General features: G+C 37.7%; 15 protein-coding genes. 2 read left to right on the plus strand and 13 right to left on the minus strand.

Annotated features, from left to right (window positions below; translation table 11 throughout):
• Position 1: 1 nt before the first annotated feature.
• The 7 genes from CBM15_RS13260 to mqo all read right to left on the minus strand — a co-directional run bounded on the left by CBM15_RS13260 (position 2) and on the right by mqo (position 6,846).
• Positions 2-778: an ABC transporter ATP-binding protein gene (locus CBM15_RS13260; protein WP_087617879.1), complete on the minus strand. Its 777-nt coding sequence runs from the start codon at positions 776-778 to the stop codon at positions 2-4.
• Positions 775-1,713 carry a branched-chain amino acid ABC transporter permease gene (locus tag CBM15_RS13265; protein WP_014822390.1) on the minus strand — a complete coding sequence of 313 codons (939 nt, stop codon included), beginning with the start codon at positions 1,711-1,713 and terminating at the stop codon, positions 775-777. The genes CBM15_RS13260 and CBM15_RS13265 overlap by 4 nt, the downstream gene beginning before the upstream one ends.
• Before the next feature lie 9 nt (positions 1,714-1,722).
• Positions 1,723-2,598 carry a branched-chain amino acid ABC transporter permease gene (locus CBM15_RS13270; protein ID WP_008407046.1) on the minus strand — a complete coding sequence of 292 codons (876 nt, stop codon included), beginning with the start codon at positions 2,596-2,598 and terminating at the stop codon, positions 1,723-1,725.
• A 77-nt stretch (positions 2,599-2,675) separates the two neighbouring features.
• Positions 2,676-3,887: an ABC transporter substrate-binding protein gene (locus CBM15_RS13275; RefSeq protein ID WP_087617880.1), complete on the minus strand. Its 1,212-nt coding sequence runs from the start codon at positions 3,885-3,887 to the stop codon at positions 2,676-2,678.
• 242 nt (positions 3,888-4,129) lie between these two features.
• A complete protein-coding gene (locus CBM15_RS13280) occupies positions 4,130-4,735 on the minus strand; it encodes a class I SAM-dependent methyltransferase (protein WP_087617881.1) in 606 nt (201 codons plus the stop codon).
• A 45-nt stretch (positions 4,736-4,780) separates the two neighbouring features.
• Positions 4,781-5,260, minus strand: coding sequence for a methylated-DNA--[protein]-cysteine S-methyltransferase (locus CBM15_RS13285; RefSeq protein ID WP_087617882.1), 480 nt, complete (start codon positions 5,258-5,260; stop codon positions 4,781-4,783).
• A 101-nt stretch (positions 5,261-5,361) separates the two neighbouring features.
• On the minus strand, positions 5,362-6,846 hold the full coding sequence (gene mqo, locus CBM15_RS13290) for a malate dehydrogenase (quinone) (RefSeq protein ID WP_014822386.1): 1,485 nt from the start codon (positions 6,844-6,846) through the stop codon (positions 5,362-5,364).
• A 523-nt stretch (positions 6,847-7,369) separates the two neighbouring features.
• Here mqo and CBM15_RS13295 point away from each other — a divergent pair.
• Positions 7,370-8,218 (plus strand): DegV family protein, encoded by an 849-nt coding sequence (locus tag CBM15_RS13295; RefSeq protein WP_087617883.1) that lies wholly within the window; start codon positions 7,370-7,372, stop codon positions 8,216-8,218.
• A 41-nt stretch (positions 8,219-8,259) separates the two neighbouring features.
• Here CBM15_RS13295 and CBM15_RS13300 read toward each other — a convergent pair whose 3' ends face one another.
• Complete coding sequence (locus tag CBM15_RS13300) at positions 8,260-8,517, minus strand: hypothetical protein (RefSeq protein ID WP_008407058.1); 258 nt, start codon at positions 8,515-8,517, stop codon at positions 8,260-8,262.
• 100 nt (positions 8,518-8,617) lie between these two features.
• Between CBM15_RS13300 and CBM15_RS13305 the strand changes: the two genes are divergently transcribed.
• On the plus strand, positions 8,618-9,370 hold the full coding sequence (locus tag CBM15_RS13305) for a DUF2268 domain-containing putative Zn-dependent protease (protein WP_087617884.1): 753 nt from the start codon (positions 8,618-8,620) through the stop codon (positions 9,368-9,370).
• A 25-nt stretch (positions 9,371-9,395) separates the two neighbouring features.
• Here CBM15_RS13305 and CBM15_RS13310 read toward each other — a convergent pair whose 3' ends face one another.
• From CBM15_RS13310 to CBM15_RS13330, 5 genes are all read right to left on the minus strand, one after another.
• Positions 9,396-10,037 carry a peptidylprolyl isomerase gene (locus tag CBM15_RS13310; RefSeq protein ID WP_087617885.1) on the minus strand — a complete coding sequence of 214 codons (642 nt, stop codon included), beginning with the start codon at positions 10,035-10,037 and terminating at the stop codon, positions 9,396-9,398.
• 167 nt (positions 10,038-10,204) lie between these two features.
• Positions 10,205-11,344: a zinc-dependent alcohol dehydrogenase gene (locus tag CBM15_RS13315; RefSeq protein WP_008407061.1), complete on the minus strand. Its 1,140-nt coding sequence runs from the start codon at positions 11,342-11,344 to the stop codon at positions 10,205-10,207.
• A 163-nt stretch (positions 11,345-11,507) separates the two neighbouring features.
• Positions 11,508-12,050, minus strand: a complete 543-nt coding sequence (locus tag CBM15_RS13320) for an isoprenylcysteine carboxyl methyltransferase family protein (protein ID WP_087617886.1) — start codon at positions 12,048-12,050, stop codon at positions 11,508-11,510.
• A gap of 1 nt (position 12,051) precedes the next feature.
• A complete protein-coding gene (locus CBM15_RS13325; RefSeq protein WP_193433798.1) occupies positions 12,052-13,134 on the minus strand; it encodes a type III polyketide synthase in 1,083 nt (360 codons plus the stop codon).
• Positions 13,135-13,307: 173 nt separating this feature from the next.
• The gene (locus CBM15_RS13330) at positions 13,308-13,646 is read right to left on the minus strand and encodes a CotD family spore coat protein (protein ID WP_008407064.1); all 339 of its coding nucleotides are present in this window, start codon (positions 13,644-13,646) and stop codon (positions 13,308-13,310) included.
• Positions 13,647-13,731 lie beyond the last annotated feature (85 nt).

A 13,731-nucleotide genomic window follows, 5' to 3' on the forward strand; every position in this document is an offset into this window, starting at 1 on the left:
ATTATTCTGTAACCTCCTCACCTAAGTAAGCCTCAATTACTTTCGGGTTTGAACGGATTTCTTCAGGTGTCCCATCGGCAATTAATTGTCCGTGGTCAAGTACGTAGATTCGCTCACAAATACCCATAACTAAGTTCATATCATGTTCGATCAATAAAATCGTTAAATCAAATTCCTTACGAATAAAAGCAATTAGCTCCATTAAATCATGCGTTTCCTTTGCATTCATCCCGGCTGCCGGTTCATCCAATAATAATAGCTTCGGTGCAGCAGCCAACGCTCGGGCAATTTCCAGGCGACGCTGCATTCCGTATGGCAAGTTTTTCGCAAGCTCATCACGGTATACATCAAGCCCGAAAATTTTCAAAAATGCTAATGACTCCTGTTCCATTTTCTCTTCGCCTTTAAAGTGACTTGGTAATCGGAAAATGCTCGAAACTAAATTATGTTTTGCCAAACCATGGTTAGCGACCTTTACATTATCCAGTACAGATAACTCTTTAAATAGGCGAATATTTTGGAATGTCCGGCTAATTCCTTGGCGTGTTACTTTATATGGATCCAGGCCGCCAATTGCTTTTCCGTTGAATATAATTGTCCCTTCCGTTGGCGCATATACCCCTGTCAGCATATTAAATGTTGTTGTTTTTCCTGCACCATTCGGGCCGATTAAACCTATCAACTCTCCTTGATTCAAATGCATTTCTACATTTTGAACAGCCTTTAAACCACCAAACTGAATACCTAGCTTTTCCACTTTTAGAAGTGCACTGCTCATACGCGCGTACCTCCTTTTTTACCAAACTTGAAGTATGCTGTAATCTCTTTTGAACCTAATAAACCTGTAGGTCGATAAAGCATAACTAATATTAAAATCAGTGAGTAAATAATCATCCGCGTTTCCGGGAAGTCCTGTAAATACGTAGAGACGAATGTCAGTAATACTGCTGCAATAACAGAACCGGATAAACTGCCTAAACCGCCCAATACGACGAATATTAAAATATCAAATGACTTTAAAAACCCGAAAGCTGTCGGCTGAATAATATAATAGTTATGGGCATAGATGGCACCCGCCACTCCAGCGAAGAACGAACCGATTGCAAATGCGACAACTTTGTAATAGGTTGTGTTAATGCCCATTGCGTCAGCCGCAATTTCATCTTCACGTATCGAAATACACGCACGACCATGACGTGAATTCGTAAAGTTCGAGATGACGAGAATTGTAATGAATGTCGCAAAAAAGGCATATGTCCATGTTGACTGATGGGCAACTTGCAAGCCTGCTGCACCACCTACATAGTCAGTATTCACAAATACAATTCGAATAATTTCAGCAAACCCTAGCGTAGCAATCGCCAAGTAGTCGCCTTTTAAACGAAGTGAAGGAATACCTACAAGCAATCCGGCAAGTGCTGCAACAATAGCGCCAATTAAAATGGCTGTAATAAATGGCATGCCAAATTTCATTGTACAAATAGCCGATATGTAAGCTCCGACAGCTAGAAAACCTGCATGCCCTATCGAGAACTGACCTGTAACCCCGATAATGACATGTAAACTTACCGCCAAAATAACATTAATACACATTGCGATGAACATGTTTTGATAGTAGAACTGGATAACACCGTTGGAAATCAATAATTGAACAACTGCATAAATCACAAGTGCTAGGACGGCATAACCCCAAAAGATTTTCGATTTTTTCATGCTGTTCACCTACACTTTCTCGCGCGTATTTTTACCGAAAATACCCGCTGGACGTAATATTAGAATTAAAATCAGGATGACAAATGCGGCTGCATCTCGCCATAATGAATATCCAAGTGCCGAAACAACTGTTTCAACAACCCCTAGTACAAGACCGCCTACCATTGCCCCCGGAATAATGCCAATACCACCTAATACAGCGGCAATGAATGCTTTAATACCAGGCATAATCCCCATTAACGGATCAATACGTGTATAGTAAATGCCAAAAATTACGCCTGCAGCTCCTGCCAGTGCGGAACCAATTGCAAATGTGGCTGAAATCGTATTATCTACGTTAATGCCCATTAAACGAGCTGCATCTGCATCATGGGATACGGCGCGCATTGCTTTACCGATTTTTGTTTTATGAACAATGAATTGTAATAAGATCATTAAGAAAATCGAAACAGATAAGATGAATATCGCCAGTGTACTGATCTGGGCACCGAAAATTTCTATATTCTTCGTTGCAAATACAGACGGATACGCCTCTGGTGACGGACCTCTAAAGAAAATTACCGTATATTCAATTAACAGTGAGACACCGATTGCCGTAATAAGGGCTGCGATTCGCGTTGCATTACGCAGTCGCTTATAGGCGACACGCTCAATTATTACTCCAATAACGGCACATAATATCATCGCGATAATAAGGGCTAAAAAGACATTCATTTCCCAACGTGCAATGGCATAAAAGCCGATAAAAGCACCAAGCATGAAAACATCACCATGGGCAAAGTTGATGAGCTTAATAATTCCGTATACCATCGTATAGCCTAGTGCGATTAGTGCATAAATACTACCTAGCGAAATACCATTCACTAATTGTTGGATCCATTCCATACAGTTCACTCCTTTTTTCTCTATTGATGTATGAAAAAAAAAGGGAGGCTAGTTCCGCCCCCCTTACTCGTAAAAAATTAAGGATTAACTTTAGAGTTGAACTGTTGTTTGCCGTCTACGAATTCTAGAACTGTTGCTGATTTTACTGGGTTGTGGTTTTCGTCAACTGTGAAAGTACCTGTTACTAAGCTTAAATCTTTCGTTGCTGCAAGCTGCTTTTGAATTGCTTCGCCTGTAATATCTCCATCTACGCGCTTAATCGCATCGACGATAAAGTAAATCGAATCATAACCTAATGCATGGAAAGCATTCGGTGATTTGCTGTACTCATCATTAAATGCTGTAACGAAGTCCTGAATTTTTGAATCCGGATCTTCAGATGAGTAGTGGTTAGTAATGAAGGTATTATTTAACGCATCAGCACCTGCTAATTCAATTAGTGTTGGCGAGTCCCAACCGTCAGCACCCATAAGCGGCACGGTAATACCTAATTCACGTGCTTGTTTTACGATAATCCCTACTTCTTCATAGTAGCCAGGGATGAAAATGAAATCAGGATTTTTCCCTTTAATATTTGTTAATTGAGATTTAAAATCTACGTCCTTTGCAACATACGCCTCTTCTGCGACTACCGTTCCGCCATTTGCAGAAATAGTTTCCTTAAATGATGCGGCTAAACCTTTCGCATAATCTGAAGCATTATCCGCAAAAATTGCCACATTTTTAGCTTGTAGTTCGTTTGTCGCGAAGTTTGCTGCTACCGTCCCTTGGAATGGGTCGATGAAACAAGTACGGAATGCATATTCATTTACTGTTCCGTCATCATTTACTGTTACATTTGGTGCAGTACCTGACCCTGTTACCATCGGAACTTTATGCTGACTTGCAATTTGTACTGTTGCAACAGAGTTCCCTGAAGTAGCCGGCGCTAACATTGCCACTACTTTTTCTTGTTCTGCTAATTTCATTGCAGCAGAAGTTGCTTCCGCTGTTTCTGATTTATTGTCGACTGGAATGTACTCCAGTTTTTTTCCATCTATACCGCCTGCTGCATTAATTTCTTCAATCGCCAATTTTGCTCCATCATTAATCGATGATCCGTATGAAGCTACAGCACCTGATAATTCTAAGTTGGCTCCGATTTTAATCGTGTCGCCAGCTGCATTGCCGCCGTCTCCTGATCCAGAAGAACTAGAGTCATCTGTACCACAACCAGCTAACACCCCTGTTAATAAAGCTGTTGCCATGAATAATGAACCATACTTTTTTGTCTTTTTGTGATTTGTCATCATCATTTCCCCCTTAGTCATACTACAAATGTTTGATATTTCTGATAATTATAACCAATACCCTACATTCGCACAATCTAAATTTTCAATATTCAGAATAAATCTACGAGAATAATATAAACAATTATTCCAACTTCTGTATTGTAATCGAATACTAATTATTAGTCTAGTACGATTATTCTGTTAATTTTATGTATTCTAAATTTACAGTCTACTATTTTCTAATAATAAAAAAACGCCGTTTATTGTTTCGGAATACGAAAAACGACGATACGTTCATTTTCATTTTTTTCATGGCGTAATTTTATATCTAAATAGCAATGTAGTGACTGCTCTTGTTGCAGGAAATCCATATAGTCAGGGGATGGATAATATAAAATAATATCTACTATTCGCGGGTATAACGTGATGGAATCCATAACATGCTTTATAAACTCACGAAATACATGTACTGAAAAGGGGTTGAAGAAGAAAAAGACATTATCGTATTTTTTAATTTCATATGTCTCGGCGATGATGTTCAAAAATTGAATCGGTGCTTGTTTCTTCTTTACCTTTTTTAAATATTGCTCTGCATTATGTTCCGCTTCCGTAAAAAACTTCTGATCCATTTCAATGCCAATAACGGGAATATGGAAGCGATGATATATATAAATAGGAACACGCCCTTTTCCGCAGCCGATATCCAGAAAATGTGCTTTAGGGGGTAGCTCGTAGGATTCGAATAATTGCTCCAGTCCGCTATAGGGTGTAGGTTCATAGCGATGGTATTTTGCTAATTTGGGAAAACCGTATTGATAGCCGGTTGTTTCGATATTTAGCATATGATCATATTGCTGCTCGTTCATTCATTCACCTCACTAACTAGTTAAAAAAATTATATTTCTATAACGTTAATCTAAATTGAAACTATATTTAAGCTCATGTTCAAGCAGCCACTGTTTTCTCCATAAACCGCCTGCATACCCTGTAAGTTTACCATTTTTGCCGATAATCCGGTGGCATGGGACGATAATACTTATCACATTTTTGCTATTTGTCATTCCAACAGCGCGGACAGCTTTTTCATTTTCAATCTGTTGGGCAATTTCTTTATAGGAAGCGGTTTTGCCATAAGGAACTGTTGTTAATGCTTGCCATACCGTTGTTTGAAACATTGTTCCTTGCAATTTATAAAGTACCGAAAAATCTTTGCGTCGGCCTTTAAAATATTCATCCAGCTCTGTACTGCAGTCCAATAAAAGCTGAGGGGTATCATTAGCTGGAAAGTTTACAATTTCTTCTCGCTCTGCAAATAATACCGATGCTATAAAATGTTCAGTTCCTGAAATCTCAATAACGCCAATTGGTGAAGCATAATCTAATTTATACATCGTATTCCTCCTTCCCTTCTCCAAATTTACTATAGCGTAATTTCTCTATAAAAAAAAGAACCTTTAATCCGACAATGATTAAAGGTTCTTCCTATTAACAATTATGCTTTGTTTAAACCTAAAGCTTTCGTTGTTGTTTCATGTACTTCTTTAAGAAGTTCTGTATTTTCAACTAAGTTTTCACCGTAAGATGGAATCATTTCCTTAATCTTCGGCTCCCAAGCTTTCATCTCTTCCGGGAAACATTGGTTGATTACTTTTAACATAACAGATACAGCTGTAGAAGCACCTGGAGATGCACCTAATAATGCTGCGATAGATCCGTCGTGTGCAGTTACAACTTCAGTACCGAATTGTAATGTCCCTTTACCAGCGTCTGTGTCTTTAATTACTTGTACACGCTGACCTGCAACGCTAACTTCCCAGTCTTCTGACTTAGCAGTTGGAATGAATTGACGTAATTCCTCCATACGTGCTTCTTTTGAAAGAACTAATTGAGAAACTAAATATTTGCTCAACGACATTTCTTTCACACCACAAGCTAGTAAAGTTAATAAGTTATGTGGTTTGATCGATGCAAATAAGTCCATATTTGAACCCGTTTTTAAGAACTTCGGAGAGAAGCCTGCGAATGGTCCGAATAATAATGATTTTTTACCATCGATATAACGAGTGTCTAAGTGTGGTACCGACATCGGTGGCGCACCAACCGCTGCTTTACCATATACTTTTGCGTGGTGTTGATTCACTACTTCTTCATTGTTACACACTAAGAATAAACCAGAAATCGGGAATCCACCGATATGTTTTGATTCAGGAATACCGGATTTTTGTAGTAACTCAAGGCTACCACCACCAGCTCCAAGGAATACAAATTTCGCAATGTGGTATTCGACTTTACCGTTTTCTTTGTTATGAACTTTTACTTCCCAAGAACCATCTTTTAAACGTTTTACATCTAAAACATTATGGTTGTAGTTTACATCTACATCTTGCTTTTGTAGATTCGTAATTAGCGTACGAGTTAACGCCCCAAAGTTAACATCCGTACCAGAATCGATTTTTGTTGCAGCAATTGGTTCACTTGATTTACGTTCATTCATAATTAAAGGAATCCATTGTTTTAGTGTTTCAGGATCATCTGAGAATTCCATACCTTCGAATAATGGATTCGCTGTCATTGCTGCATGACGCTTTTTAAGATACTCAACATTGCTAGCACCTTGTACCATACTCATATGTGGTAGTGGCATAATGAATTCTTCAGGTTTCTCGATTTGCTTTGTGTTAACTAAATGTGTCCAAAATTGTAGTGAATCTTGGAATTGTGTGTTAACGTTAATCGCTTTTGTAATATCGATTGTTCCGTCTTTTTTCTCGCTTGTGTAGTTAAGCTCACATAAAGCAGCATGCCCAGTTCCGGCATTATTTAATTCGTGAGAGCTTTCTTCACCCGCTTTAGCTAGGTTCTCAAATACTTTGATCTTCCAATCCGGTGCTAATTCTTTAAGCATTGTACCTAAAGTAGCACTCATAATTCCGGCACCAATTAAGATAACGTCTGATTTGATATGCTTGTTACTCATTTTTACCTTCCCTTACATATATATTAAGATTTTTAGAATAATGTAAGCGCTCTATTTTACTATCGACAACCCTTTATAGGAGACGATTCCATTGATTCTATATCATTTATTACCTTATTGTAGTGTAACACAATTGTGAAAAGATTAAAATATATACAAACCGAGACAATGCAAGCAAGTGAAAAGGTTGTCTTTTGCGAGAATAGGCGAAACATTTATGAGCATATTTTGTAGAAGCTTAAAATTATTTATTTATGTTTTCTTTATTTTCTAACAACTTTTTTCTAACTATTTTGTCTATTTTACGTTATGCTACAATGAGAAGCTTATACTTTTCATTAAATGGAATTTCTATAAATATCAACTTGAAATATCGGCAATATTTTGTAAGAATAGTAGGCATCGCTCTGTGCATAAACTATATAATAAATACAGTTATCATAGGAAAGACATGACAAATTTAAATAGTTCATAATTTAAATTAAAACTAAAATCAAATCTGAGTGAGATAAGGGGGATGTTTATGAAAATTTATACGGATAGTGGTTCTGACTTACCGAAATCATTTTTTGATAACGAAGAAGTACATCTTTTTCCGTTACGCGTGTTAGTGAAAGGTGTTGAGTATGATGACATTATTGGCATCACAACAGACCAGGTATACGCGGCAATTGCTGAAGGTGAGCAACTTAAAACATCACAAGTTTCATTAGAAGTATTTATCAACGCTTTTGAAGAATTAGCAAAATCCGGTGAAGAGGGAGTTTATATTGCCTTTTCATCTCAACTGTCTGGTACATGCCAAACAGCAATTTTGGCGAAAAATCAGGTATTAGAAAGTTATCCAAACTTGAAATTAGAAATTATTGATACGAAATGTGCTTCTTACGGGCAAGGCTTAGTAGTGAAAGAAGCCGTACGTTTAAATAAATTTGGTATTGAGTTTAATGAAGCCGTTGAAAAACTAACAACAATGGCTAATTCAATGGAGCATCTATTTACAGTTGGCGATTTAAACCACTTAGCAAAAGGCGGTCGTGTATCAAAAGCGAGTGCTTTTATGGGTGGATTACTTAATATTAAGCCTATCTTAAATATGGATGATGGTAAGCTTGTACCAATAGAAAAAACACGTGGATTTAAAAAGGCTACCCAACGTATGATTGCCCTTATGAAAGAACGTGGAGGAGACTTTTCGAATAAAGTTGTCGGTATTTCCCACAGTAATGATGAGGAATTAATGCTAGAAATAAAAGCCGCAATTGCAGATTCATTACACCCAAAAGCAATTGAAACCACAACAATTGGTGCGGTGATCGGTGCACATGTCGGTCGAGGAACAATTGCTATTTTCTTTACAAATGATAAATAAAATAAAGGGCTGGCACATTTTTTGTGACAGCCTTTTTATTATTACCAGAAAAAAATTGATGCTAGTGCAATACCTGTAATTGCTCCTAATGCAATACCATAGCCAAAACCTGGTGCTCCATATCCTCCACCAAATCCCCAGAAACCAATTCCATAGCCCGCCCTATCAGGCATAATCCAAACCATACGATTGTCTACTTTCGTAATTCTTCCAACATGGACATTTCCTTTATTATCATTTATTCTGACACGTTTTCCGTGATGTTTGCAGCACAAATCATATGCCTCTTGGTGATTCATAAGTTCTCCTCCTTTCTGTAAGTTTTTCTACTATATGTTCAAGCTTTTTGCACATACATGCGCATCGTCTAGTTCATACACTAAGAAAAAGGAGAAAATTATGCCCATTCTTGATACAAAATTATTATTTGAAAAGACGGAGCATCGTGAGCTGGCAGCCTATCCAATCATCCAATCCATTTTCCCTCGATTTCCACCTGAGGCCGTTCAATTTGAACTTTTACAACAGGGGCTGCTTCAACATGAGGAACTCCGCTTAACATTGGATGTTTGGCATATATCAAAAAGACTTTTAGAGGAATTAATACTTTTATGGAACGGTCCGGATATACCTGTTGCCATTTTGCCAATAAAAAACGGATTTGTAAAAAATGGTGTTGCCTATCCTAATGGCATTTGTTTGTATGTATCCCCTCGCGTCACAATAAAAGAACTTCATGCACTGTTTACCCATGAATATCATCATATTTGCAGGCGCAGGTTTTTAATAGAACCCCCTACATTACTTGATTCATTGCTTATGGAAGGACTGGCCGAGCATGCGGTGGAAAGCTTATATGGAGAGTATGCATTAAGTTCATGGACAAAACGGTATTCCTTGGAGGAAGTATTAAGTTATTGGGATACTCATTTCACCCAAGCATTGCATGTGTCAGGTTTGCATGAACATCAAGCCTTTTTATTCGGGGATTCGGCATTAAATTTACCCCCTTGGATTGGGTATTGTACCGGGTATCGATTGGTTGAAGCCTTTTTACAAAAGAAAGGTCCTTATGATGTAAAACAACTGCTCTCCATGCCTTCACTTTATTTATTAGAAGGTGCAGGATGGAAAAAGGGAGTAACCGAATAATTAATTACGGTTACTCCCTTACATATTATTTTTGAACGACTGGCTCCGGATAATCAAAGCCTTTCGTGTCAACTTCAACTGTTTTTATCTTTTGATCTTCCAGCGGTTTATCATTTTTCGCGCGTTCAGCAGCAACAATCTCATCAACTGTTTCCATTCCTTCAGTTACCTTGCCGAATGCTGCATAGTCACCGTCCAAATGTGTTGCTTGCTCCGTCATTATAAAGAATTGTGAGCCCGCCGAATCCGGATCTTGGGAACGAGCCATCGAGATTACACCTCGCTCGTGTGTTAACGTATTTTCAAATCCGTTTGAGGTAAATTCCCCTTTAATTGTATAATCAGGTCCACCCATACCTGTACCATCCGGGTCTCCACCTTGTATCATGAAACCGGGAATGACACGATGGAAAATTAGTCCATCATAAAACCCATCTTCTACAAGGGAGATAAAATTGGCCACTGTATTAGGTGATGTTTTTGGCTCTAGCTCAATAACGATCTTTTCATCATTTTCCATTGTGATCGTAACAATTGGATTTTCTGTAACTTCTTCAGCATAATTTACAGTGGTTTCCTGTTCTTCGTTTTCCGCCGTTTCCTTACCGCATGCAGCTAAAATGACGATTAGCACTGTAAATAAAACTATTTGATAATACTTCTTCATTCACATTCATCTCCTTTTTCCAACTTAATTCCATCATACTACGGATATATATATAAGAGCATCAATTGGAAGCAGTGTTTTCATTAAAAAACATCTAAAACCTTGCATCCGCAATGTTTTAGATGTTATATAAAATGCTTTTATTTAAATTCACAGAAAAAAGATTACTATGGTTTTAAAATAAATTTAATACTTTGATCTTCATGGTCATGAAATTTCTTATATGCCTCACTAGCCTCAGATAGCGGCACTTTATGGGTAATGATTTCTGTTGGATCAATCTTCCCTTCAGCAACCATTTCATAAAGCATTGGACTATAATGAATAGCCGGTGCTTGTCCCGTTTTCACTGTTACATTGCGCTCGAAAATATTGCCTAATGGGAACATATTGTATTTTGAACCATATACACCTGTCAGCTGAATTGTACCAAATTTTCTGACAGCCTTAATTCCAACATCAATCGCACTTAAGGTTCCGCCTTGAAGCTTTAGTTTTTGCTGCGCCTTTTCTACAAGGGACATTTTACCATCCATACCTACACAGTCGATCACTACATCGGCACCTCCATGTGTAAGCTCATGAAGATGATTTCCTACATCATCGAAATCATCAAAGTTAAATATTTCCACATTGTTTGTACGTTTTGCATGTTCTAAACGATAGTTTAAAGGGTCTACTACCATTACACGCTTCGCACCTTTCATCCATGCGAATTTCTGTACCATTAAGCCGATTGGGCCAGAGCCTAATACAATAACCGTATCTCCCTTTTTAACACCCGAATGTTCCACACTCCAATAGGCAGTCGGCAATACATCAGATATAAACAGCAATGCCTCATCCTCTAGTTCACAATTGTCAGGTACTTTAAATGGTATGAAGTTTCCGTACGGTACACGCAAGTATTCTGCTTGTCCACCCGGGAAGTTACCATAGCGCTCTGTATATCCAAAATAGGCACCCGAATCAATCGCCGGATTTTCGTTGGCATTGTCGCATTGGCTTTCCAATTGATTTTGACAGTAGAAGCATTCGCCGCAAGCAACATTAAAAGGAATAACAACGCGGTCCCCTTTTTTAACTTTTGTCACATCAGGTCCGACTTCTTCCACGATTCCCATAGGTTCATGTCCAATAACAAAATCTTCTCGTGCCGGAACTGCCCCGCGATAAATATGGAGATCTGACCCGCAAATTGCCGTTGAGGTAATACGTACAATAATGTCATCTGGCTTTTCAATTTTTGCATCCGGAACTTCTTTTACTTCTACTTTTTTGGCACCTTGATACGTTACTGCTTTCAAAAAGACCCCTCCTGTTGGATAAAGTATTAGAATTAAACTTCGGTAAAGTCATTCTGTAAGTTCTATACCCTCCAGCCAAGAAAATATACATAAAATCAGCCATTGTGTATTCTATTTAAAGCTAAAAAACACTGATCCTTTAATAAAGAATCAGTGTTTTTATTTATGGCTGCTTAACATTATTACGTTCCAAATAGGCAGTATAGTTCGTCCCTTCTTTTAACGCTTTTTCCTCCAGTGGAATACGAATAGAAAGGATAATGAAATTTAAAATTGTGAAACAGATAGCTGTAAAATATGCCTGGAACATAAGTGGCAATACAGCAATTTCTAAACATACAACCAAATAGTTTGGGTGACGGATAAAAGAATACGGACCCTTCGCTACTACATTTGCTCCTTGTAAAATAATAATTTTTGTATTCCAGAAAGATCCTAATGAAACTAGACACCATACTCTTAACATCTGCAACAATAAAAATAAAATGAGCCATATATAATGCGGCGTAAACTGGCCACTGAAAAACACGACTTCAATAAGAAGGCTTACAAAAAAGCCAGTATGCAGTACAATCATGAATGGATAATGAGAGGCACCTACTTCATATGCTCCTCTAGCAAGCATTAATTTTTCATTTCTTTTTGCTATTACTAGCTCTACTAATCTTTGAATAATTACAAAAGCTAGTACAATATAAAAAACCAGCTTACTCCCTCCATTCCAATAATACGACTTCTCCGCTAAAACCTGGCCCTAGAGCAACTAATAAACCTAAAGTATCCGCTCTTTTTTCATTTAACATAAATTGCTCCAAAACATACAGGACTGTAGGAGAAGACATGTTTCCATTTTTTTGAAGTATTTCACGTGAAACATCTGTATGTTCCGTTGTTAAATTCAGTGTTTCCTCGTATGCTTGCAACACTTTTTTTCCACCAGGATGTGCTACAAAGTTTACAATTTGTTCAGGTAAAACATCGTACTTATTTAAAAACTCATGGATAAATGGTCCAAGCCACTTTGAAATAATGACCGGTATGCTTTTTGAAAATACTACATGCAAACCGCTATTCTTTACATCCCAGCCCATTACATCTTCAGAATCCGGCATCCACTTTGAGCCACGTCCCTTAATATATGGGATTGGTACATTTTGCTCTAGCTCAACATCATCGCCGCACACGAGGGCACAAGCCGCTCCATCAGCAAATAATGAAGTACCTACGAGATTACTTTTAGAATAATCATCTTTCTGGAATGTAAGGCTGCATAGTTCCACACAAACGACAAGTACCTTTGCCTTGGGGTGCGCTTTGCAATAGTCAGAAGCCCTACTAATACCTGCCGCTCCCCCTGCACAGCCTAGCCCCCATATCGGGATTCTGACTAGTTCATTTGAAAAAGGTAGAATATTCATAACACGTGCATCAATACTTGGTGTTGAAATGCCTGTACTACTAATAAAAATAATAGCATCTATATCTTCAGTAGAGATGTCCTGTTGTAAAAAGGAACGATTTGTTAAACATTTTTGAATGACTTCAACACTATACTCGGTAGCCAGTTTTATATAAAGTTCATTGCGTTCTTCAAATGTATGATCTTCACGATACCAGTCAGGTGAAACACATAAATTTCTTGTTTTTATTTCACCATTCTCAAAAACTTTTAATAACCGTTCTAACTTTGGAATTTTATGTTGAAAAAGTTCTTTCGTCAATTGCTCAATATTCGACTGAGCTAATGTGAAAGGCGGTGTATGCGTACTTACTGAAGCGATTTTTGGAATAGTAATTTCTCCTTATATGAGTTATTTTCTTTCAATGTATTGATAAAACCAAAAAAATATACAGAAATAGATGGAATATTTATGTTATTTTTCATGAATAATAGCACTATCCATTAACAGGACGGTGCTATTATCTTTTTTATTAATTTTTAGATGCAATTATTGAGGAACGACTACCAGCCTCTTCGTTTTGAACAACCACAGTCACCATGTGGTCTAAACGGTGTTCCACACATTGTATTAGTTTCGAAACACTCATTCACAACAGATTGTGTATGAGGGAAATAGTGTTGGTTGTTAATATAATGTTGGTTGACCGTTGTTAAATGTGATGGATGAACGTGTGGCACCACCGTGTTCGATATATTTCTTTGAACATATTGTCTCGTTGGCGATACTTGCGGTGATGCATACTGAGTTGGTCCCGTTTGCGTTGGTAATTGCTGTGCATTATTGAAAAACGATTGACCTCTTTCATCATTAAAAGAATTAAACCAGTTTCTATTAACCAATTTTATCCTCCTTCCTTCATCTTGATGTATCTTTACTAACGTATGAAAGGAATTCGGAATAACCTATTTACTTGCCTATTGTTTA

This window comes from Solibacillus kalamii (assembly GCF_002174535.1).
In the GTDB taxonomy this organism is placed as follows: domain Bacteria; phylum Bacillota; class Bacilli; order Bacillales_A; family Planococcaceae; genus Solibacillus; species Solibacillus silvestris.

Excerpts from the sequence above, each read along its gene's own strand:
- CBM15_RS13280 (WP_087617881.1), bottom strand. The coding sequence starts at position 4,735 with ATGAACGAGCAGCAATATGATCATATGCTAAATATCGAAACAACCGGC.
- CBM15_RS13260 (WP_087617879.1), bottom strand. The coding sequence starts at position 778 with ATGAGCAGTGCACTTCTAAAAGTGGAAAAGCTAGGTATTCAGTTTGGT.
- CBM15_RS13270 (WP_008407046.1), bottom strand. The coding sequence starts at position 2,598 with ATGGAATGGATCCAACAATTAGTGAATGGTATTTCGCTAGGTAGTATT.
- CBM15_RS13285 (WP_087617882.1), bottom strand. The coding sequence starts at position 5,260 with ATGTATAAATTAGATTATGCTTCACCAATTGGCGTTATTGAGATTTCA.
- CBM15_RS13265 (WP_014822390.1), bottom strand. The coding sequence starts at position 1,713 with ATGAAAAAATCGAAAATCTTTTGGGGTTATGCCGTCCTAGCACTTGTG.
- CBM15_RS13305 (WP_087617884.1), top strand. The coding sequence starts at position 8,618 with ATGCCCATTCTTGATACAAAATTATTATTTGAAAAGACGGAGCATCGT.
- CBM15_RS13300 (WP_008407058.1), bottom strand. The coding sequence starts at position 8,517 with ATGAATCACCAAGAGGCATATGATTTGTGCTGCAAACATCACGGAAAA.
- mqo (WP_014822386.1), bottom strand. The coding sequence starts at position 6,846 with ATGAGTAACAAGCATATCAAATCAGACGTTATCTTAATTGGTGCCGGA.
- CBM15_RS13275 (WP_087617880.1), bottom strand. The coding sequence starts at position 3,887 with ATGACAAATCACAAAAAGACAAAAAAGTATGGTTCATTATTCATGGCA.
- CBM15_RS13310 (WP_087617885.1), bottom strand. The coding sequence starts at position 10,037 with ATGAAGAAGTATTATCAAATAGTTTTATTTACAGTGCTAATCGTCATT.
- CBM15_RS13295 (WP_087617883.1), top strand. The coding sequence starts at position 7,370 with ATGAAAATTTATACGGATAGTGGTTCTGACTTACCGAAATCATTTTTT.